General features: G+C 38.2%; 17 protein-coding genes. 7 read left to right on the forward strand and 10 right to left on the reverse strand.

All coding sequences use genetic code 11. The features are described from left to right. Positions 1-192: 192 nt before the first annotated feature. The gene (locus tag AC07N0_RS14295) at positions 193-2,028 is read right to left on the reverse strand and encodes an ATP-binding protein (RefSeq protein WP_494589704.1); all 1,836 of its coding nucleotides are present in this window, start codon (positions 2,026-2,028) and stop codon (positions 193-195) included. 425 nt (positions 2,029-2,453) lie between these two features. On the opposite strand from AC07N0_RS14295, the gene AC07N0_RS14300 reads away from it, so the two are divergent. Then, positions 2,454-3,782, forward strand: a complete 1,329-nt coding sequence (locus tag AC07N0_RS14300) for a rhamnogalacturonidase (RefSeq protein WP_494589705.1) — start codon at positions 2,454-2,456, stop codon at positions 3,780-3,782. Between the two features lie 146 nt (positions 3,783-3,928). On the opposite strand, the gene AC07N0_RS14305 is transcribed toward AC07N0_RS14300, so the two are convergent. Then, entirely contained in the window at positions 3,929-4,357 is a 429-nt protein-coding gene (locus AC07N0_RS14305; RefSeq protein ID WP_494589706.1) for a VOC family protein, read from the reverse strand. A 19-nt stretch (positions 4,358-4,376) separates the two neighbouring features. Next, positions 4,377-4,916 carry an SRPBCC family protein gene (locus AC07N0_RS14310; RefSeq protein ID WP_494589707.1) on the reverse strand — a complete coding sequence of 180 codons (540 nt, stop codon included), beginning with the start codon at positions 4,914-4,916 and terminating at the stop codon, positions 4,377-4,379. A 231-nt stretch (positions 4,917-5,147) separates the two neighbouring features. On the opposite strand from AC07N0_RS14310, the gene AC07N0_RS14315 reads away from it, so the two are divergent. Continuing rightward, entirely contained in the window at positions 5,148-6,401 is a 1,254-nt protein-coding gene (locus AC07N0_RS14315; RefSeq protein ID WP_492803456.1) for an MFS transporter, read from the forward strand. 330 nt (positions 6,402-6,731) lie between these two features. Here the strand turns inward: AC07N0_RS14315 and AC07N0_RS14320 are convergent, their stop codons facing one another. The 5 genes from AC07N0_RS14320 to alaS all read right to left on the reverse strand — a co-directional run bounded on the left by AC07N0_RS14320 (position 6,732) and on the right by alaS (position 13,295). Further along, positions 6,732-7,211, reverse strand: a complete 480-nt coding sequence (locus AC07N0_RS14320; protein ID WP_323254087.1) for an NUDIX hydrolase — start codon at positions 7,209-7,211, stop codon at positions 6,732-6,734. 6 nt (positions 7,212-7,217) lie between these two features. Then, positions 7,218-8,111 carry a hypothetical protein gene (locus tag AC07N0_RS14325; RefSeq protein ID WP_494589708.1) on the reverse strand — a complete coding sequence of 298 codons (894 nt, stop codon included), beginning with the start codon at positions 8,109-8,111 and terminating at the stop codon, positions 7,218-7,220. A 4-nt stretch (positions 8,112-8,115) separates the two neighbouring features. Then, entirely contained in the window at positions 8,116-9,123 is a 1,008-nt protein-coding gene (locus tag AC07N0_RS14330) for an aminodeoxychorismate synthase component I (protein ID WP_494589709.1), read from the reverse strand. Positions 9,124-9,571: 448 nt separating this feature from the next. Beyond that, entirely contained in the window at positions 9,572-10,444 is an 873-nt protein-coding gene (locus AC07N0_RS14335) for an Rpn family recombination-promoting nuclease/putative transposase (RefSeq protein WP_492803462.1), read from the reverse strand. A 196-nt stretch (positions 10,445-10,640) separates the two neighbouring features. Further along, positions 10,641-13,295 carry an alanine--tRNA ligase gene (gene alaS, locus AC07N0_RS14340; protein ID WP_494589710.1) on the reverse strand — a complete coding sequence of 885 codons (2,655 nt, stop codon included), beginning with the start codon at positions 13,293-13,295 and terminating at the stop codon, positions 10,641-10,643. A 1,178-nt stretch (positions 13,296-14,473) separates the two neighbouring features. On the opposite strand from alaS, the gene AC07N0_RS14345 reads away from it, so the two are divergent. Beyond that, positions 14,474-14,752 (forward strand): hypothetical protein, encoded by a 279-nt coding sequence (locus tag AC07N0_RS14345; RefSeq protein WP_492803466.1) that lies wholly within the window; start codon positions 14,474-14,476, stop codon positions 14,750-14,752. Here AC07N0_RS14345 and AC07N0_RS14350 read toward each other — a convergent pair. Next, positions 14,721-15,542: an AraC family transcriptional regulator gene (locus AC07N0_RS14350; RefSeq protein WP_494589711.1), complete on the reverse strand. Its 822-nt coding sequence runs from the start codon at positions 15,540-15,542 to the stop codon at positions 14,721-14,723. The genes AC07N0_RS14345 and AC07N0_RS14350 overlap by 32 nt on opposite strands. A gap of 79 nt (positions 15,543-15,621) precedes the next feature. Further along, positions 15,622-16,635: an SDR family NAD(P)-dependent oxidoreductase gene (locus tag AC07N0_RS14355; protein ID WP_494589712.1), complete on the reverse strand. Its 1,014-nt coding sequence runs from the start codon at positions 16,633-16,635 to the stop codon at positions 15,622-15,624. Between the two features lie 140 nt (positions 16,636-16,775). Between AC07N0_RS14355 and AC07N0_RS14360 the strand changes: the two genes are divergently transcribed. From AC07N0_RS14360 to AC07N0_RS14375, 4 genes are all read left to right on the forward strand, one after another. Then, positions 16,776-16,973, forward strand: coding sequence for a hypothetical protein (locus AC07N0_RS14360; protein WP_494589713.1), 198 nt, complete (start codon positions 16,776-16,778; stop codon positions 16,971-16,973). 148 nt (positions 16,974-17,121) lie between these two features. Beyond that, a complete protein-coding gene (locus AC07N0_RS14365; protein ID WP_494589714.1) occupies positions 17,122-17,715 on the forward strand; it encodes an RNA polymerase sigma factor in 594 nt (197 codons plus the stop codon). Between the two features lie 125 nt (positions 17,716-17,840). Next, entirely contained in the window at positions 17,841-18,902 is a 1,062-nt protein-coding gene (locus AC07N0_RS14370; protein ID WP_494589715.1) for a FecR family protein, read from the forward strand. Between the two features lie 187 nt (positions 18,903-19,089). Then, positions 19,090-22,518 (forward strand): TonB-dependent receptor, encoded by a 3,429-nt coding sequence (locus tag AC07N0_RS14375; RefSeq protein ID WP_494589716.1) that lies wholly within the window; start codon positions 19,090-19,092, stop codon positions 22,516-22,518. Positions 22,519-22,550: the final 32 nt, after the last annotated feature.

A 22,550-nucleotide genomic window follows, 5' to 3' on the forward strand; every position in this document is an offset into this window, starting at 1 on the left:
GCTTTTTTATATAATAAAGGTATTTATAAGCCATGATTGTTTATAAAATTATTTATGAATGGATAAGAAGGTTTAATAATAAGTAAAGTTGATATAAAGAACAATTTACTGTAAGCATCTTCAAATATATAGTATTTAGGTATATATTACTGATGGCATGACTTGAAGTCATGCCATCAGTTGAGAATGGTATTAATTCACAAACGGCAATTCCACAAAAAACTCCGTTCCCTTATCTGGCTCGCTTTTTAGCCAGATTTTACCATGATGTGCTTCTATAATTTGTTTACTGATATACAACCCTAAACCAAATGGTTGTTCTCCTCCTGTGCCTTTTCGCTTTGCCGACGTAAATGGATCAAATACTTTATCTTGCATTTTTACGGGTATGCCTATTCCTGCATCTTTTACAGTAGTAAGTGTGCCACTTTCCGTTACTTTCGTAGTAATATAAATATTGCTCCCTTCGGGACTGAATTTGATAGCATTCCCTACTAGATTATTAATCACTCTTGAGATTTTATCTCTATCAATATTCATTTTAATATTCGTATCTGTATTGAAAATCAATTGCTGACGCTTGTCTTTTGCCTTAAAGCGAAGTAATTGTACACATTCATTCAGTAAGCCATCAAAGGATGTTTCTTCTTTATGGATGTCATGCTTTTGTTCGAAGTCAGTTTTTAATAAATCATTAATTAAGTTTAGACTATTGTTGATAGACGTCTGTATTAGTTCTATTAGCTCGCTATCGTCTTCGTCCATTTCTTTTTCGGCGAGCATGGATGCCATTGCCCCCACAGCTCCAATCGGATTTCGGAGGTCGTGCGCTACAATTTTGATAAGGCGTGCATAGTTTTTATTCATCGTCTCTAAATCATGCATGGTTACTTCTGCATGCTGAAACTGTAGTCTTAGTGCTTCTCTGGACTTTTGGGTATTTTTCCAGTTACGCCATAAGATAATAATCATTACGATAGCCATCACACTGATTAAGATGGCTAATATCAGTAGCCTAGATTGATATTTGGCAAGCAGATAAGATGACTCTAATTGCTGTTCTTTAACAGCGAAATCTTGATAATCAATGCCAAAAAGGTTTTCTTGAGCATCTATTTTGTCATTAATGGTTTGGTATTGCTTGCTAAATAAATAGGCATTATAATAATCTTTTAGTTCAGCATAAGTAGCGGCTAATTTCCTTGTGAGTAGCTCACTATCAACTAAATAACCTTTGGGAATAGCGATGGCAAGGCCTTGTTTATAGTATTGAATGGCTGTTAACTTATCCCGTTGATACATCTGGTCTCCCATATCAGTCAAGATAATCACAGAAACATTCGAGAGATTATTTTTTAATGCATCGTCGTTAGCCTGTTTTAATAAAGCCATGCCTTTATCAAACTGGTTGTTTTTAATATAATTATCAGCCGTCAATTGGTCATAGGCTAATAGGATACGCTTGTCTTTGTACTTTGCAGCAATGTTTCTGCCTTTATTGAGGTAATAGTTGAGCGAATCTTTACTAAACTTAGTGGGGTATTTGATAAGGTAATTATAGATTACCAATGAAAAAATAGAATCATGACTTATCTTTTTGCCCAATTCCAGTGCCAGATTATAATTAGTAGACGACTTCTTTTCTCGTCCCATTACCTCGTAAAGAATGGCGATATTCATCAAGGTTTGGACAATGTTTGACGAATCTTGAAGTTTTCTGTAGTGAATATTTCCTTCGTTGAAATAACGTAAGCCTAGCTGTATATTTCCCTTGATGAAATAAAAGATGCCGAGGTTATTCAATACATCCGCTTGACCTTTTGCATACTTTAGCCTATTGGCTATGGCACTAGCCTTTTTGGTATAGTAAAACGTACTATCAATGTTTTTTTCATACAACAACGTCGCAATTCTATTGAGGGCATTGACATACTTTAGACTATCACTTATCGTAGGTAAAGATTTTTGTAGTTTCAGTAGTTCATTAGATTGTGCATGGCAAATCTGAGAGCAAGAAAAAAATAGCACAAAGAATATGAGCTTTTTTTTAAAATAGAGAAGTTTTTTAAAGTGCATATTTTTATATGATTTATAGGATACTAAGGTTTAATAATTTTAACGGTAGTAAATAAATGTAGTATTTATAAAAATATTGCTAAACTATATAGCTTTAGTATAAAATTTGATTGGTATGTTAATGTACCCAAATATATTGTTTTTCGTGATTCAAACAGCCTTTCGGTATAAATAATTGATAAATACTCGAGATTTTTGGCTGTTGCTATTACTATTAAGGCAAAATAGTATTAGTAGAAACAACTCAATTTAATATTTAAGCAAAATCTCGATTAGCTTGTTGTTACTATACCCTAAGGAACAGGATGGAATAATCACTAAATCATATCAAGTTGCAGTTTTAAATCATGCGGATGGTTAATCCATAAATATTTAACATGAAAAAACTGATTCTAGTACTGGCGTGTTCGCTTTTAGGATGCACGCAAATGGTAGCACAAAAAACAGCGAAAGCTACTTTCCCTGATGGTAGCCCAATATCGAGCTGGTTTACGACTAACAAAAAAGTGACGCTTGCACAGCTTGGCAAAGCGTATGTGATTACCGATTTTGGCGTTAAGCAAGATAGTACGCTCGTACAAACAGAGCTTATCCAGAAAACAATTGATGTAGCAGCCCAAAAAGGCGGAGGTGTAATCATCATTCCGAAAGGCACATTTATGAGTGGTGCTTTGTTTTTCAAACCCAAAACGCATTTGTATGTATCAGAAGGTGCGGTATTGAAAGGGTCAGATAATATTGCTGATTATCCTAAACTGCCTTCAAGAATGGAAGGACAAAGTTTAGATTATTTTACAGCCTTGGTAAATGCCTACCAAGCAGATGGTTTTACCATTTCTGGTAAAGGAACGATTGATGGCAATGGCTTACACTACTGGGAGGCATTCTGGGCTAGGCGTAAAGAAAATCCAAATTGTACCAACTTAGAGGTTTCTCGCCCTCGACTGGTATTTATCTGGAAGTCTAATAATGTACAAGTGCAAGATGTAAAACTTCATAATTCAGGTTTCTGGACGAGCCACTACTATCAATGCAATAATGTGAAAGTATTGGATGTCCATATTTTCTCGCCCTATCAGCCCGTTAAAGCCCCTAGTACGGATGCCATCGATATTGATGTTTGTAATAATGTGCTTATCAAAGGCTGTTATATGTCGGTCAATGATGATGCCATCGCATTGAAAGGTGGCAAAGGTCCGTGGGCAGACCGTGTACCAAACAATGGCGCCAACACCAATATTATCATAGAAGATTGCGAGTTTGGTTTTTGTCATTCGGCACTTACTTGTGGTAGTGAGGCTATCCACAACCGTAATATCATCATGCGAAATTGTCACGTTAGTGAAGCAACAAGAATATTGTGGTTGAAGATGCGACCAGATACGCCACAACTTTATGAATATATCAGCCTAGAGAACATCAAAGGACAAGCCCATAGTTTGTTGTTTGTAAAACCTTGGAAACAATTCTTTGATTTGCAAGGACGTAAAGATGTACCTCTTTCGTATTCAGACCATGTGAGCTTGAAAAATATTGAAGTAAAATGTGATATTTTCTATGACGTAGCCATTTCTGAATATGACAAGTTATCGAACTTTAGTTTTGAAAACTTTACCGTAGAAAGCAAAAATGCTTCGATTGACAAAAGCGTGGTAAAAGGCTTTACATTGAAAAATGTAAAAGTGAATAATAAAATGATTGAGTAGTTTTTAGCATTCGCTAATGGCATGAGTAATTTTAACGTCTTTATTCCTAGCGAGGGACTTAAGTCCCTCGCTAGGAATAAAGACGTTTTCTGCCCTTGTTGGAGTTTTCTCCAACAAGCTATGCGTCAGCAAAGTTACTAGTATAATTAAATCGCCTCCTCATTAGTATCATGATTAATCATCCAATCAATACCAAATTTATCCTTAAACATCCCAAAGTAAGAACCCCAAAAAGTATCTTGCAAAGGCATCGTTATTTTTCCACCCTCTGAAAGTGCACCAAACAATTTATCAGCTTCTTCTTTTGAGTCTGCATTGATAGAAATAGAGAAATTTGTACCCGCACTTACATCTCCCATCGTTGTAGATGAATCGCTACCCATTAAAATAGTCTTGCCAATGGGCAACGACATGTGCATAATTCGCTCGCCATCACTTGGTGACATTTGCTGATCCGACGGAGCGTCCTTAAATCTTCCTACATAGGGAAATTCACCGCCAAATGCCGATTTGTAAAAATTAAAAGCTTCTTCGCAGTTACCATTGAAGATTAAATAAGGGTTAATTGCTGCCATGTTTGTTTTTGATTAAAATTTATTTTTCAAGTATTACTTTTAGATTTTTCAGTCCATCTTCTAAATCTTTGCCTATCAATGCTTCCATATCATAAAACAGCATCATCAAATTCATAGGGTAGGACATATGCCCTTCAAAAGTCCATGTAACTTTCGTTTGGTTTGCTCCCACAGCGTCAGTCGTGATGTGTGAAGGCGCTGTCGATTCAAAAGGTTCCATAAATCTTACCTCTGTATCTAATCTTTGTCCCTCTATAATTTTCAAGATTTCTTGCTCTCCTTGACCCACATCGGTACTATCACTTTTCCAAGCAGATATAAACCCTACGGTGCCGTCAGTCCCTCGAAATTCTTTTTTCATCGCAGGGTCCATCTTTGCCCATACGCTATAGTCGTTTTGGTTTTTCAAATATTTAACATAGTTAAATACCTCATTTTTAGGCTTGTTGATAGTGATTTCTCTTACTACTACATAATCTTTTTGAGTAAATAATGCAATTAGTAAGAACGCAGCAATGATGATTACGACAACCAGCAGGATTTTTTTTGCAATTTTCATATTAGTTAAATTTTGAAGTTTAATGATAAAACAAATGTATGGTAATGCATTGATTTTCAAAGGGTAGAATGTGTCAATTTTAAGTTAAATTGCGTCAAAGTGCTTGAGCAACAGAAAATTAATGGTATTTAGGATATTTCTGGGATTAATTTAATATCAATATTGTTCAGACCATGAGATAAGCGCATAAATATCACTTAATTTGCATAAGAATTATTCAATAAATTAATTATGACACAACCCACAGGAAAAATTTTTACACCCTATCAGATTTTCATGATAGCGGTTTTAGCCTTTATTCAATTTACGGTAATACTTGATTTCATGGTATTGTCGCCTCTAGGGGCTATTTTAATGCCCACTTTAAAAATCACTACTTCTCAATTTGGCTTTGTTGTGTCAGCTTATGCTTTCAGTGCTGGGGCTTCTGGTTTATTGGCAGCAGGTTTTGCCGACAAGTTCGATAGGAAGAAATTCTTATTATTTTTCTATGTTGGTTTTATCATCGGCACAGCCCTTTGTGCGTCGGCAACGAGCTATAATTTCCTATTATTTGCCCGAATCTTCACAGGGATTTTTGGTGGCGTAATTGGCTCTGTAGGTTTTGCCATTATTTCTGATTTATTCAAACTAGAAGTACGAGGAAGGGTAATGGGTTTTGTACAAATGGCCTTTGCGGCAAGTCAGGTATTGGGTTTACCGATTGGACTTTTATTGGCTAATAGCTTCGACTGGCATGCCCCTTTTTGGATGATAGTAGGAGTGAGTGCGGTAGTAGGAGTAGTCATTTTTGTTAAAATGGAACCTGTTACCGAGCATTTGAAAATACAAAGTGATTCAAATGCATTCCAACACCTTGCCAAAACCATTAGCGAACCTCACTATCTGAGGGCATTCCTTGGAACGATATTGCTTTCTACGGGTGGATTTATGCTAATGCCTTTTGGTAGTGCTTATGGTACTAACAATTTGGGCTTAAAATTATCAGAACTACCCATCATGTACGGTGTTACGGGTATATTCTCTATTTTCTTTGGCCCTATGATTGGTAAGCTCAGTGATAAATTGGGCAAGTTCAATACTTTTTTGATAGGCTCTATCATCAGTATCATCATGGTAGGTATCTATACACAATTAGGTATTACGCCACTTTGGGTAATTATTGTATTGAACGTAATCCTTTTTACAGGGATTTCGGCACGGATGATTTCATCTTCTGCCTTGATGACGGCCATTCCTTCGATGAAAGATAGAGGTGCTTTTATGAGCATCAACTCTTCGATTCAACAAATTTCGGGGGGTGTTGCCTCTTTTATCGCAGGGTTGATTGTTGTTCAACAACCTAACGGTATTTTAGACCATTATGACACTTTGGGCTATACTGTGATTGGCTCGATGGTCGTTGCGATTGGCTTGATTTATTGGGTAGACCAATACGTAAGACAACGCGAAGCGAGTAAGAAATTAGAAGATATGAAAGTGTAGATTGAGTTGATGAGTTTAGCTACCAAATACGTTTATATTTATTCCTAGCGAGGGACTTAAGTCCCTCGCTAGGAATAAGGCTTAAAACCTCATCCGTATAGTTGAGACCTTCTGCCTTTGTTGGAGTTATCTCCAACAAACTAGCGTCAGCAACACATTATGCTTATTGCTTACGCCCGATTTGTTGGTGAAAACACCAACAAAGGCAGAAACTCATATACTTTTAACTCATAAACTTCCAACCCGTGGTCTGTGGCACACATACCACGGGTTAAGGTTAAACCCTTAAACTCCTAAACCCTAAACTCATATACTTTTAACTCATAAACCCTAAATCATTCCCTTAGTATTCAAAAGTTCCTCCAAAGAATTACAGAAAGAGAACACCCTATGTACCTCTCTCGCAGGTTTCGCTTTAATCTCTTCAAAACTAAGCCATTTTACTTCTTGAATAATTTGCTCTTTTAATTCAGGGTCAAAGCCTTTTTCTACCTTCCCTTTCTCAAGATTGACTTTAAAGAATAACTCAATAGCATGAAGTGGCGTCTCTATAAATTCGCTGACAAACATAAAATGTTCTATGGAAACCTCTGTGAAAGTTTCCTCTAAAAACTCACGTTTTATCCCTTCTATCACATTTTCACCATACTGTAATCCTCCCCCTGGTGGGCACCAAAAAGCCGCATTTTCAATCACACCCTTATGGTTTATCATCAAAATTTTATCATCTTGCACACAAATACCGCATACTCTTACACGTAATTGTTCCCCATACTGCGCCATCACTTGCTCATGAACTCTATCTATCATCGCTACTTAGGTTTGTTGAAAATCGTTGTTTATAGTGGCTTTATTATGCTCAATCGTCTTGATGTATTTAATACTTCCTGCATTAAATATCTGAATAAAACCTCGTTCAGTCAAATCTTGCTCCTGATTAATACCAAATCTTTTGCTTTCCTGTGTATCTAGCCAAAACTGTTGGGCATCCGTGCTTTCCACTTTCTGAAAGCCCAAGGTCTCATAGCTTCTTCCATCCGACCAATCTCTATCGGCGTATGACATCACATCGTCTGGCTCATGTTCGTTGATAAAAGCCTTTAGCAGTTTGTCCATTCCGCCCACTACATGATGTTTTTTGAGCGTAGCAAAGCGGAGCAATTCATAAGAACGAGTACCTGCCCGCTCACCATATTTCATAGCCCTTCCTGCACTAAACGTAGCAACTGCAATCAACAAAGGCTGATTTGGGTGTTGAATAATGGTTGGTTCAATGAATTTTTCAAGGTACTGAGCTTTCAGAAATAAGCCATATTTGAACTTCGACTTGACTGACCCCTGTAAATGGTTTGCATTTAAAAATGCTTCTGCCGTTGGATTATCTATCCTTTCTACAAAGCAATGTCTTGCATTCAAGCGTTTTGAATGTCCACACATGGCCAAAATTCTGGCACTTACTAAGTCGGGATTACTGTTCCAGACGTCTTCCCAAAGGTGGATAATTCTTTGGTGTTGGCTTTGTATATCTTCAGATAAATCTTTGAAGAACTCAAAGCTTAGTTCAGTCGTTTGAAAGGTCTGTAGTGAAATAAAATGGATGAATAATTGATGTTCAGTCAGGTAAATTACTTCAAAAGGAGAGGCTAATGTCTTTGTTTCAAAAGAAATCTGATGGTTATTCAATACATGATAAATGGCTTCTTTCCACACAAGACTATTGTTTTGAAGTGAGATACACTTTGTCAATCATTTCCTGATACTCTGATTCGGTTTCCGAAAAAACCGTAATTCCTCCACCACTTTTAAAGATAAGCGTTTGGTTGGCTGTTTTTTCGATAAAACGAATCATGACGGCACTATCTAAGTTTTCGCCATCAAAGATACCAAATACCCCTGTATAATACCCTCTCTGATAGTTTTCGGCTTCTTCGATAATTGCTAATGTTTGGGCTTTAGGAGCACCACAAATAGACCCCGCAGGTAATAATTTGAATAATAAAGTCCCGATTTGTTCATGAAAGTTGTCAGGCAATTTTCCACAAATCTCCGAGCTTACTTGTAATAAATCTCCCTCAGAAGTTTGTACTTTACTAATATACCGAAAGCGTTCTACCCACACTTTTTCTGACACCATACTGATATCATTTCTGATTAAATCTACGATAGTAGCATGTTCTGCAAGTTCCTTTTTGTTTTTCAATATCTCTGCTTCTGCATTCGGAACATTCGCAGAAATTGTACCTTTCATAGGATGAGAAGAAATAATACCGTCCTTTATTTTTACAAAGATTTCGGGAGAAAAAAGCACAAATTCATCCTTGAAAAACAATTGATATTCGGCTGAACTACGTTCAAAAATTTCCTTCAAATTCAAATTTACTTTGATAGGAGTGGGCTTGGTCAGGTTTACCAGAAAGCTGTTGCCTCGTAACAAATGATGTTTTACGATGTCAAATGACTGTTGATAGGCTTGAAAACTAATCGGATATTTTTCTAAATAGAAAGGTTTTTCAAGTAAAGGTTTGTCAATATTGAAATTACGTTTCGTGCCGATTTTATACAAAATGTCTTCTTTTTCAGCTTCCTCAAGGGGCAATACAATCGGCTTTTTCATCTCATAATCGATGATGAAAAGAAAAGGTTTACGGTCACGACCCAACAAATTCATTTGTTCAATGGCGGTAGTAGCCTGATTGGGAAGTATTTGAGATTTGAAAGACAAGGGTGGTTGAAGTAAATAAAACTAAGGGTTAATGGATTACCCACAAGTTGATAAACAATTGATAATCAACTTATAATGACCTCATCCCTCAGCCCCTTCTCCTTCAGAGAAGGGGAGCAGACTCTGGGTCTTAAAGCTCCCCTCTCTGAAGGAGAGGGGCTGGGGGTGAGGTTATTACACTTTGATTATCAGCTAATTATATACTTATGGGTAATCAGTAGGACTTAAGTCACCAGCTAATAGAAAATATTAACTAAACCGTGGTCTGTGGCACACAGAACACAAAGCAAATGTTCATATCGATGATTTTATAAACTAACATACTCAAGTATTGTGTTCTGTGTGCCACAGACCACGGTTTAGGTTTAACCTCTGTAAATAAAACAATGAAAAAGACCTAAAAAGTTTATAAACCTTTTAGGTCTTGGAGATTAATATCTGTCAAACATTACTTTAAATCATTGATTTCCTGTTCAGAAAGACCTGTAGCCTGAATAATTGTTTCGATTGAAATTCCTAAAGAAAGCATGTTACGAGCTACTTCTAGCTTACCTTCTAATATCCCTTTCAGCATCCCTTCGATTTCTCCTTCCTCTCTGGCAGTATCCAATGAGTTCTTTAAATCTCTGTAATACTTCAAGCTATCTTCATAAGATAATACTTGCTCTTGTGTAAACTTCGCTATTTCTGCGGTTTCAAATACTTTCTCGAAAATTTGTTCTCGCAAACTATCTGGGACTCTATCTAGCTTATTTAGGTTACTAATTACATACAACCATTTATCAAATCTCGTCTCTAATTCATCAATTGTTTTCTTGAACTTAGGCATTTCTAAGTAGATGAAAGTCAACTTGTCATAAAATACTTTATTTGTTTCTGTGTCTTTCAACTTTACATCATACCTAAATTTATTGGGTTCATTTTTATCTGCATCGAAAACAAAATCAAGAATGGCAATGGTATAAACAGCCTTTAATTCATAATTCCAATCTGCTCGTTTAGCTTGCTCTCTGATTGGAAAAGTTGAATAGTAAACTGTTCTATCTTTAAAGAAATTCTGTTTAGTCTTTTGTAGCTCCACGATAAATTTCTCTCCACGTTCATTTTCACAATACAAATCAAAAATGGCTTTTCTATCTAATTCTGTCAGACCAAGATTTTCAGTTTTTAGATAGTTTAACGCTGTGATTTGTCCTTGCTCTTCTTTTAATAATTCGTTCAGAAAATCCAATAACAAGTCTTTGTTTAGCTCCTCGCCAAACAATTTCTTGAAACCGTAGTCGGTAAAAGGATTAATATATTTCTCTACAAATTCTGCCATTTGTGTGTAATTTAAAACATCTGGTTTAAATAAACGACAAATTTATGGGGTAATTTTCTGATAATTAACGAGTTACTTAAGTGACTGTTTGCTTAAACAGCAAGGGTTTTTCTCACAGGTCTTTTATCTTATTTAATTACTAATCATTTTCAAGAAATAGAAGAAAAGCTCATCACTCAATGCTTAAAGCTTATAACTAAACAGCACTTCTCCCTTTCTCAATAGCCTTCGCTAATCCTGATACATCTGAACCACCAGCCGTTGCAAAGAATGGCTGACCACCGCCACCACCTTTTACTTCTTTAGCCATATCACGGATGATTTGCCCAGCGTTTAGTCCTTTATCAGCTACCAAATTATCGGCAATCATGACTGCTAGTTGTGGTTTGCCTGCTACTTCCGACCCTAATACGCAATACAAATTATCCACTTTAGCTTTTAATTCATACGCTAATTGCTTCAACGCATCGGCACTTGGTACTGAAATCACCTCAGCAATGACATTTACCTCGCCAACTACTTGTACTTTCGTCAATAAAGTTTCTTTGATAGCCTGTAATTTTTCACCTTCAAAGGCTTCTATCTTTTTACTTAAAACAGCTTTCTCTTCTAGCAAAGCTTTCACGGCTTTTACGACGTCTGATTGCCCTTTGAATAAACCTTTTAATTCGTTCACAATCGCCAATTGTTCTTCAAACATTGCCAACGCATTTTCACCCGTATAGGCTTCTACACGACGAACACCTGCCGAAACAGAACTTTCTGCTACGAATTTGAACAAACCGATTTGCCCAGTTGCTGGCACGTGTGTACCACCACAAAGTTCTACCGAGAAATTAGGGTCAAACGTAATGACACGAACAAAATCTCCATATTTTTCTCCAAATGTAGCCGTTGCTCCTGCGGCAACTGCTTCTTTGATAGGTACATTGCGTTTTTCATCCAAAGCGATGTTTGCTCTGATTTTAGCATTGACGATGTCCTCAATTTTCGTCAATTCTTCATCCGTCACTTTCGAGAAGTGCGAGAAGTCGAAACGAGTAAGGTCTTCGTTTTGATATGATCCTTTTTGTGAAATATGCGAACCTAATACCTCGCGCATGGCCGAAAGCATCAAGTGCGTAGCCGTATGGTTTGAAGTAATTTTACTTCTACGAGCCGTATCTATTTTGGCTACTAAGTTTTTATTAGTAGCATATTGTTCAACAAATTTCTCGAAGTTTTTATCCGTAGAAATATGGATAAACAAATCGTTTTCCTTTTTAGTATCCGAAATTTTTACCGTTAATAACTCCTCACTCGGCACTCCTAACTCCAACACTCCAGAGTCTCCCACTTGTCCACCCATTTCTGCGTAGAAAGGCGTTTTATCTAACACGATATGGTATTCGCTTCCTGTTTTTGTTTTTACTTTACGGTATTTGATAAGGTTTGCCGATGCTTCCGTTTCGTCATAACCTACAAATTCAAAGTCAAAATCTTCGTCTGAAACAATCGTCCAGTCGGTAGCTTCTTTCGATGAATCCTTACGAGAACGATCTTTTTGTGCTTGTAGGGCTATTTTATAGCCTTCTTCGTCGATTGATAAACCATTTTCACGCGCAATCAAGGCAGTTAAATCAGAAGGAAAACCGAAGGTATCGTTTAATTCAAATACGATTTCTCCTGCAATTCTTCCGTTTTCCTCTGTTTCAGCAATGATTTTATCCAATCTCGTCAACCCTGTTTCCAACGTACGCAAGAAAGAATTTTCTTCTTCTAAAATTACTCTTTCTACAAATTCTTGTTGAGCGATTAATTCAGGGAAAACGCCATCAAATTGTTCAGCCAACAATGGAATGATGCTGTGCATAAATGGCTCACGGAAACCTAAATAAGTATAACCATAACGAACCGCACGACGCAAGATTCTACGGATTACATAACCCGCTTTGTTGTTTGAAGGCAACTGTCCGTCCGCAATCGCAAAAGCAATCGCACGAATATGGTCAGCAATTACTCTTAGTGCAATGTCTTCCCACTTCGCATCACCGTATTTTTTGCCTGCTTTTGCCGCTACAAAATTGATGGTATTAGAGAACACATCTGTATCATAATTCGATTGTTTGCCTTGAATTGCCATACACAAACGCTCAAAGCCCATGCCTGTATCTACGTGCTTGGCAGGTAACGAAACCAATGAACCATCCGCCATGCGTTCAAACTGCATAAATACGTTGTTCCAGATTTCTACCACTTGTGGGTGGTCGGCATTGACTAATTCTTTTCCAGATTTTTTGGCTACTTCGACCGCATCACGTAAGTCAATGTGGATTTCAGAACATGGTCCACATGGGCCAGTATCGCCCATTTCCCAGAAGTTATCTTTTTTATTTCCTAAGATAATACGGTCTTCGCCCACCATTGATGCCCAAATGTCCCACGCTTCTTGGTCGAAAGGCACGCCGTCTTTTTCGTCACCTTGAAACACAGAAACATAAATTCTATCTTTTGGCAATTTGAATACCTCCGTCAATAATTCCCAAGACCACGCCAAGGCTTCTTTCTTGAAATAATCCCCAAACGACCAGTTTCCCAACATTTCAAACATGGTGTGGTGATAGGTATCAAACCCAACGTCTTCTAAATCATTGTGTTTACCAGACACACGCAAACATTTTTGTGTATCGGCAATACGCTTTGACGGAGGCGTACCATTACCCAAGAAAAAGTCTTTGAACTGAGCCATCCCTGAGTTGTTAAACATCAAGGTAGGGTCGTTTTTGGCAACAAGAGGAGCTGAAGGAACAATTAAGTGACCTTTAGATTGAAAGAAGTCTAAAAACTGTTTGCGTATTTCTTTGGAAGTCATTATAAAATCGGAATTTGGTTTGTCCGAAGTAATGCTTCAGACAGTCTCTTTTAAATTAACCGCAAAATTAGTGAATAGTCTTGGAGAATGTTAGTAATTCAAGAGAAAATGAAATGATATGGAAAAAATGATGGTTTTTTAGGGGCTTGAATTGCTCAAAGACTATGATTTTACTTTTCACAGGATGATTTAACCGATGGTAAAAATAGGTAGATGTTGCTAATAGCAGGAAGCATTGTCTGAATAAAATCATGACAAAAGATGATGTGATGGTGTCTGAACTTATCAGACAGTTACCTATTTTTCGGGAGATATACAACGTTTTTTATTGATTTTTTGTCATTAATTAGTATGCGTATAATATAAGCGTTAGGGGATTTAGGGCTAATTTTTAATAAAAGAACCTTTAGGAAATGAGATTATTAAGGGCTAATCTTTTCATTAGCGGGTGACTTAAGTCCTATTGATTAGCCATAAGTGCATAAGTAATTGATAATCAATGAATAAAACCTCATCCCCCAGCCCCTTCTCCTTCAGAGAAGGGGAGCAGATTATCAAGCTTAAAGCTCCCCTCTCTGAAGGAGAGGGGTTGGGGGTGAGGTTAATGTATTTTGTTACAATCACTCATGGCATGACTTTGCCAATTCTATGGTTTTTGACAAATATTTGGCAGTCATGTCATGAGTTTTCACACAAATATTTTTCCTATCGTTTATTCAGGGTACGACTTGGTTAGACTTATGGTTTTTACCAAGTATTTTATAGTCATGTCTTGAATTTTAAAGCACTTTATTACAAGAAAACACGTTGCTAACCTATTTTTTTTGCTTTGGTATTTGCTCCTGCAGTGCTGTGGTAAAAAAGGCTACAGCACTGCAGGAGCAAATACCAAAGCACTGCAGAAGCAAAGCTAGTATAATAAAACAATAGAAAACTATTAAACCTTAAAAACAATAACAACAACAATAATAAAGAAAATTGATGTTGTTGATTTTTTTATTGATTGATGATAATGATTTTTACTGTAAAAATCTCTTAAAAAAATAAGGCAATAGTGTTTTGTTTTTTAAGAAAAAATCGCTATTTTTATAAAAGTTTTACAAACTGGTGCCCCCCGAGTTTTTTGCTAAAATTTACATTGTTTTTTAAGCTGAACAAATTAACTACACCCTACAAAAATGAAAAAATATATTGCCAATATTATTTTGATATTTGCCTGCCTGATTCTCCCATCTTATCTTGTTTTTATTAGAAAATACTTGAACGTCAAGTCGTTGCATGGTGTTTTTTCTTTATGTGCTGAAGTCGTTAAAGGACAATTGGCTGTTTATCAACGCCTGATTCTTTCAGTGAAATCTCAGTTGCTGCTATATGTTAGCCCTAGCGTTATTGAAAATAAAAGGCCGCCTAATCATTGCCTTCAATTCATGCATGACCAAGACGAGTTACCGCCGTAGGGGCATATCCAAAGTGTTTTTTGAAGGCAAAGGAGAAATGAGATAAGTTTTCAAACCCTACCTCAAGGTATAAGTCAACAGGGTTTTTCTTCTTTTCACTCAGCAGATAATGGGCTAGTGCTAATCGTTTTTGGGTAAGCCATTTTTGTGGAGTTGTATTGTAGGTCTTTTTAAAGTCACGCTTGAACGTCGTAAGACTTCGTCCTGTCAGGTAGCCGAATTTTTCCATCGTCATATTAAACATGAAGTTTTTCTCCATGTAATCCGACAAGTTGATTTTGCCCGGTTCTTCAAAATTGGCGAGTAGGGTATCTATGCTGATGTCGATAGTCCGCAGAATAGTGATGGCCTCCTCAATTTTAATGTTGGCAATATTGTGAGGTAGGGCATCTTTTAAATCAAAATAGGGAATTAATGATGCAAGGCAACTTTCTAACAAAGGGTGTTTATTGAAACTCCGAACGTTTTGTGGCTTTGGCAGATGGTTAGTAAAAGGCTTGTTTCTATGATAAAAATCCTTGAGCCTTTCTTTGGTTAAATGCATGGCAACGGCTTTGTGTGGTTGCCCATTTAAGGGATAATTAATAATCGTAGTCGGCTGATTGCGTGGGATTAAAAAGATGTCACCTGCACCAAAGTAATGCGTACTATCGGCCTGTACAATCTTGGTTTCGCCAGAAATAAACCATATCAACATGTGGTGTTCAAAAACAGTTTCCGTTTTGAAAGTACCTTCACCGAATTGTGAAAGCTTGATGTCTGGGGTCAGGTAATGTGTTTGAAATGCCATGTTTGTTGCAATTTTATAAAATACCATATCAGCCAAAAAAACTTTTGACTGATATGGTATCACCGAAATCAAATGTTCATTAATGCTCAAAAACTACCCCTGTCATTGCCTCACTTAAAGCCCATAATCTTTGTGCATCAGCGGTATCGATTGAATAGGGCTTTACGCCATGAAGGGTAAGAGGGTCGCCAAAGTTGTGTTCAATTTGTCCCTCATCAATGACTGCAATGTCGCAATTTTCACAATATAATCCGCCTATATTGTTTAAAAAAGCACTTGTAGCACACCATACCGTGGTGGCTGCGCCTTGTTCAGTATTTTTTAGTTTTGCTGCAACAGCTTCAAAGATGTTTCCGTCGGCATCGTGTGTGCCCATTTGCTGAAACAATTCCATCGGAGCTACACGCCCTAAATCTGTACCAATGACAGACCCAGGATGCACGGCAAAAGAATGAATATTGAATTGCTCGCCCAGTTGGTCAAGCCCAACGGTAAACAGGTTATTGGCCGTTTTAGATTGTCCGTAGCCTTGTAATGTTTCGTATTCACGGTGTTGGAAATTAGGGTCGTCAAAATTGAAAGGAGCCATTTGATGTCCGTAAGAGGACACATTAATCACCCTAGCGCCGTCGGCTTTTTTTAAGGCAGACCAAAGCCTTGCCGTCAACTGATAATGTCCTAAATGATTGGTAGCTAGCTGTGATTCATATCCACGGCTGTCGCGTTGCAAAGGAACCCACATGATACCCGCATTATTGATAAGCAGATGAAGCGGTCTGCCCGAAGCGATAAATTCTTTCGCAAATAAATCAATCGAATCGGGGTTCATCAAATCCATTGTCGTTACTTCAACATGAGGGATATTCTCCAGATTTTTGAGGGCTTTTGCCCTATCCCGAGCAGGCACAATTACGGTCGCCCCTGCGGATACCAAGGTTTTGGTCGTTTCCAGACCAATGCCTGCATAGCCACCCGTAACGATGGCAATTTTTCCTGTAAGGTCTATTCCTTTGATAACGTCGTGTGTGGTAGATGTTGCATTAAAGCCCGAGCCTATCGGTTTTTGTAATGTTGTATGGTTGTCTAGTCTCATTTTTTTTTTTGTTTGATTGATACAAAATTAGCTATTGCTGAACCAGACAACTTTGTTTTAAAGACCGTATTTGCTTTGTTTTAAGGGCCATTTGTTTGTGGGCGTATGCAATACGCCCCTACGTTTTCAAACCGTGTTCTGTGGCACTACCACCGTGGTCTGTGGCACACAGAACACAACACCTGACTATTTTGATTTGTAAAAACCAACGCTATCAGCATTTAGCTTTGTGGTTTGTGTGCCACAGACCACGGTGGTGGAATTGCTCAACTGATGGCATGACTTCAAGTCATGCCATCAGTAATCAGCGTACCCAAACCCACACTTCTCAAATATAAATAAATCAATAAAATCTTGTTTTATATAAGTTTGTAACTGTACTTTTACGCCCAATGTCGATTGTCGAAAGGATATCAACAGTCGATTTATCGGAAATTAGCCTAACCAACTCTTTGTTGAGCGTACACACAAACCCTTATTTTATCTTTGGAAAATAGCGTATTAACAGATAACGAGCTCATTGATTTAATTAGAAATGATGATTCCTCCGCATTCGAGGTATTGTATCGTAGATATTGGCAAAAGCTATTTGTTACCGCCCTCAACAAAACACAGGATGATGATTTGTCTAAAGAAATTGTACAGGAAATTTTTGTAGACTTATGGGAACGCAGGGCTAGTCTTCAGATTACGAATGTGCCAGCCTATCTGCAAACCGCTACCAGATTTAAAGTAATATCGGCTTATAAAGCAGAATTACAAACCCAAATTGAATTTTTAGAAATACCCACCAACCAAAGCACTAGCGACCAGCTCGACCTTGAAGATTTTGAAAGAGCCTTGTCTGCTGCGGTGCAATTACTGCCCGAAAAAACCCGAGATATCTTTGTGTTGAACCGTTTGGAAAACAGAACGGTGAAAGAAATTGCTGCAACGCTCCAAATCCCTGAGCGTACCATTGAATACCATATTACCCAGTCGCTACGCTTTTTACGCTTGCACCTGCAAGACTTCTTCCTTTCGCAAGGTATTTGCATTCTCCAATTTTTATTGTACTATAAAAAGAACTTTTTTAATTAATGTGCCTTTTTATATAAATATTAATAGAAAATGAATATTTAATTGCGGTTAAGTACCATTTTCCTGACTTATATATAACAGCCTCCTTCAGCTTGGTGAAGCGAGGAAATATTCCTTACAAACAGATGAGCAAAATCCAATTTAAAGAAATCTTAGAAAGATACCTCAGCGGTACTTGTAATGCTCAAGAGAAAAAGATTGTTGAGCAGTGGTATGAACTGCTGGATGAGGATTATAGAGTCCTTTTTCCAAATATGGATATGGCTTCGTTGGAAGAGGTGATTTGGGAGAAAATAAAACCACAAATGGCTGAACAAGCTCCTGTGGTAGTAGTACGCAAAGTGTGGTATCAGTCACCCGTAAAATGGGCTTGGGCTGCTTCGTTGGTTTTGCTCGTGGGCATCGGTGCTTGGGTGATGTTACAGTCGCCTATCATTTCGCCTACAGATGCCCTGACGTCCTCAGCAACTTTGCCAAAGGCTGGCTTAGTACACGTTGATAACAAAGGGCAAACCCAAAAATTAGTGAAACTACCCGACGGCACGATTGTGAAACTGAACGCTGGGGCATCTATTGAATATCCTAAACAATGGGCAAGCGACAAAAGAGAGCTTTTCCTGACAGGCACAGCATTTTTTGAAGTAGTGCGAAATCCAGAACAGCCGTTTTTGGTATATGCCAATGATATCGTAACGAAAGTATTAGGTACTAGCTTTTGGATAAATGCACAGTCGCCCGACAAAAAGGTAGAAATAGCAGTGGTAACGGGTAAGGTTTCGGTATTTAAACGTGACTCAAAGGCGGATTATATTTCAGCCAATACCAAGAGTGGTGTAATTCTGACGCCTAACCAACAAGTAGATTATTTCCCTGAAAATCAGGTGTTTGTTACCAGAATTGTAAAGGAGCCAGTATTGATATTACCAGATATACACCATAAGCAAGTAGCGATTACACTGCCCACTTTTGTGTATGACGAGCAGTCAGTAGCAACAGTCTTGGATGAAATCGGCAAGGCATACGGCATTGAGATTATCCTAGAAAACGAGCAAATTAATAATTGCCCTATTACTGCCGACCTGTCGCAGAGTAGCCTTTATACCAAATTAGATATTATTTGTGCCACCCTCAAAGCCAGTTATGAGATACGTGGAACGAAGATTCTGATTAGTGGGAAAGGGTGTTAAAGCAGAATACTTAACCATTTAAATATACATATAGTGAATATTACCTTTCATAAAGTAGATGCCAAATTGATTACAAGCGTCTGAAGTAGTAAAGACTTTGGACAAAAAAAGGCTACCCGTGCGCCAACACTGATAGCCAAAAGTGTTATGTCAAACCGTTCAAAATTTAACAAAAACAAGTAAAAGTATGCAAAAAATTCAAAAAATTAAACCTCCCTTGCTAAGGATTATGAAATATTCTTTGCTACAGTTGTTTCTGGCATGTGTTTTCTCTTCGCTATCCGTAGCGAATGTCTATACACAGGAGCTTCTCAACCGTACAGTGAGCCTAAAAGTTGACAATGCAGCTTTCAAAAATGTATTGCTCAACCTTGAAAAAGAAGCAGATGTAAAGTTTGTTTATAGTTCTCGCTCGGTTCAGCTTGACCGAAAAATGAGTGTACACGTTACCGACAAAAAGCTTTCTGAAGTATTAGATATGGTGTTGCGTCCGTTGATGTTGAACTACCAAGTGGTTGGAGGACAGATAATTATCAATACAGTAGATGAAGAAGACAAGGCTTTGTCGGAAGCAAACGTGGTAGCACAACCCATCAAAGACCAAACCGTAAAAGGGAAAGTAACTGACGAGACAGGTGCAGGATTACCGGGGGCTAATGTATTAATTAAAGGAACTAAAAAAGGTGTAAGCACCAACGGAAATGGAGAGTTCTCGATTAGCTTTCCCGATGGTAGCGATGTTGTTTTGGTGTTTAGTTCTGTTGGTTATATTACTCAGGAAACTGCGGTAGGAAGCCGTACATCCATCAACATTTCGTTAGTTCCAGACAACAAATCTTTGGCAGAGGTGGTAGTAGTAGGATATGGAACGCAAAAGAAGAGTGACGTAACAGGGGCGATTTCATCTATCAACGAAAAAGCCATCAAAGAAGTACCAACCTCCAACATTGGTTCTGCCTTACAAGGACGAGTAGCAGGTTTAGAAATTCAGCGAGCAGGCTCAACCCCAGGGTCGGGCAATCAGATTCGTATCCGTGGTGAGCGTTCTATCAACGGTAGCAACGACCCGCTGATTGTATTAGATGGTATCCCGTTTGATGGTGGCTTGAATGATATTAATAACAACGACATTGCCTCAATCGATGTCCTCAAAGATGCTTCGGCTACGGCTATTTATGGTTCTAGGGGTGCGAATGGTGTTATTTTGATTACGACTAAAAGAGGGAAATCTGGGGAAACAAAAATTACGTATAATGGCTATTATGGCGTAAGCAGTATTATCAATAAATACCCTGTTTATAATGCCGAACAATACCAAGCTACCCGTAATATCTCGGTATACTCTTCGGGCTATATGCCTGGAGAAATAGCCTCTATCGCTAGTGGCAAAACTACCGACTGGCAAGATTTGATGTATAAAAACGGCTATATCACCGACCAAAACATCAGTGTGTCAGGTGGAAAAGATGAAAATCTATTCACCATTGGCGGAGGATATTTCAAGGAAAGTACTGTATTGCCAGGTCAGGATTTTGAACGTTTTACGGTGAAAGGTTCAACAGATACTAAAATAGGACGCATCCTGAAATTTGGGATTAGCTCGCTCACTACGCTTACTACTACCAATGGTTCACAGTTTGTAAACCCAATGTATCCGATTCTTACGCTAAGTCCGTTGATGCAACCTTATGATGCCAACGGCAATATCGTGATTTCGCCAGCAGGTAATAATGATGACGTAAACCAGTACAACCCATTGTTGTTGTACAGAGATACCAATTCTTGGGTAGATAGAGTACGTCGCTTGCGTACCTTCAATAGCTTGTATGCCGAAGCTCAGTTGGCAGAAGGATTAAAATATCGTATAAATATTGGGGTTGATTTAAGTTTTCAAGAGAACGCTCAATTCCAAAAAGGAGATAGCTATTTCAGACCCAATGCCAATAGTTTGGGAAGCATGAACAATGCAAAGGCTTCGTCATTATTGATGGAACATTTATTATACTATGACAAAACAATCGCTAAAAAGCACAAATTGAATTTCACAGGTTTGTGGAGTGTTCAAAAGTCTCAATCATACAATACTTATATCAAGAGAGAAGGTATCGCCGCTGATTTTATCCAGTTTTACGACCTATCACAAGTAACAGACGAGGCCAAAGCCAATACTGTTATCAGCGGTAGCGAGTCATCAAGAGGGATGATTTCGATGATGGCACGTATAAACTATGCTTATGATGACAAATATTTACTAACCCTTACGGGTAGGAGAGATGCCTCTTCGGTGTTGGCAGATGGTCACAAAACATTGTTTTACCCTGCGGTATCTGTAGGATGGAACATTGCTAACGAAGAGTTTATGAAAGAGATTCCTGTCATCGCCAGTCTGAAATTACGTGCAGGTTGGGGAACAACTGCTAACCAGTCTATCGGGCCATACTCTACGCTAGGGGGCGTAGTGCCATATTTATACCAAGGTTCGCAAACAGTACCGATTAAGTACAACTTCGGTTCGACAGTCGTATCAGGATATAACATCAATACGTTGCCTGACCAAAACCTTACTTGGGAAAGCACAGAAGGTAAAAACGTAGGGGTTGATTTTGGGATTTTAGACAACCGCATTACGGGTAGCGTAGAATGGTATCATCAATATACTAAAGGTATTTTATACGGAGTGACCTTGCCTGCGACAACGGGGGTAACAGGACAGTATTTGACCAACGTAGGAGAAATGAGTAACCACGGGATGGAATTCTCGGTATCGTCAGTGAATGTAAAAACGGCACAAGGTTTTACTTGGAATACAGATTTCAACCTTTCGTTCAACCGTAATAAATTAGAAAAACTAGACGGTTCGGTTACGCAAAACATTGCCAATGGTTTATATGTTGGGCATCCGTTGACTGCCATTTATGACTATACTAAGTTGGGTATCTGGCAATTGAACGAAGCCGAACAAGCTGCTAAATATGGCTCAGTGCCGGGACAATTGAAATTGGCTGATTTGAACAATGACGGAAAAATTACGGATGTAGACAGAAGCGTAATCGGTAGCGGACAGGCAGATTTTCAGGGTGGTTTGACCAACCGTTTTTCTTATAAAGGCGTCGATTTATCAATCGTTTTATTTACACGTGTAGGCGGAACGTTAGTGAGTACTGTTCACCAGCCATTATCGAATTATTTAACCAACTTAGACGGACGTAGAAACCAATTAGCCGTTGATTATTGGACGCCCGACAACCCGACTAATTCATTCCCAACGCCAGCAGTGGCTAACCCTAGTCCTGTAGGTGCGGCATGGTCGACATTGGGTTATTTTGACGCTACTTTCCTGAAAGTAAGAAGTATTAATCTTGGGTATAATTTGCCAGCATCTTTGTTGAAAGTAATCAAAGCATCATCAGTAAAACTTTACTTTACTGCTAGCAATCCGTTTATTTTATTCTCGCCTTATGTTCAGGCAGGAGGGATAGACCCTGAACCAAGCGGACAAGGTTCTAATGGTTTAGTGGGCGGTGGCCCAGGTAATATTTCAGGCAGAAACTTGAATATTCGCCTTACGACGCCATCTACTAAAAGCTTCATTTTTGGCATGAATGTGACGTTCTAAACGTAGGAAGGATTGATTGCACAACAAATGAT

It is taken from the genome of Arcicella sp. GW821-FHT09D11 (genome assembly GCF_059416265.1).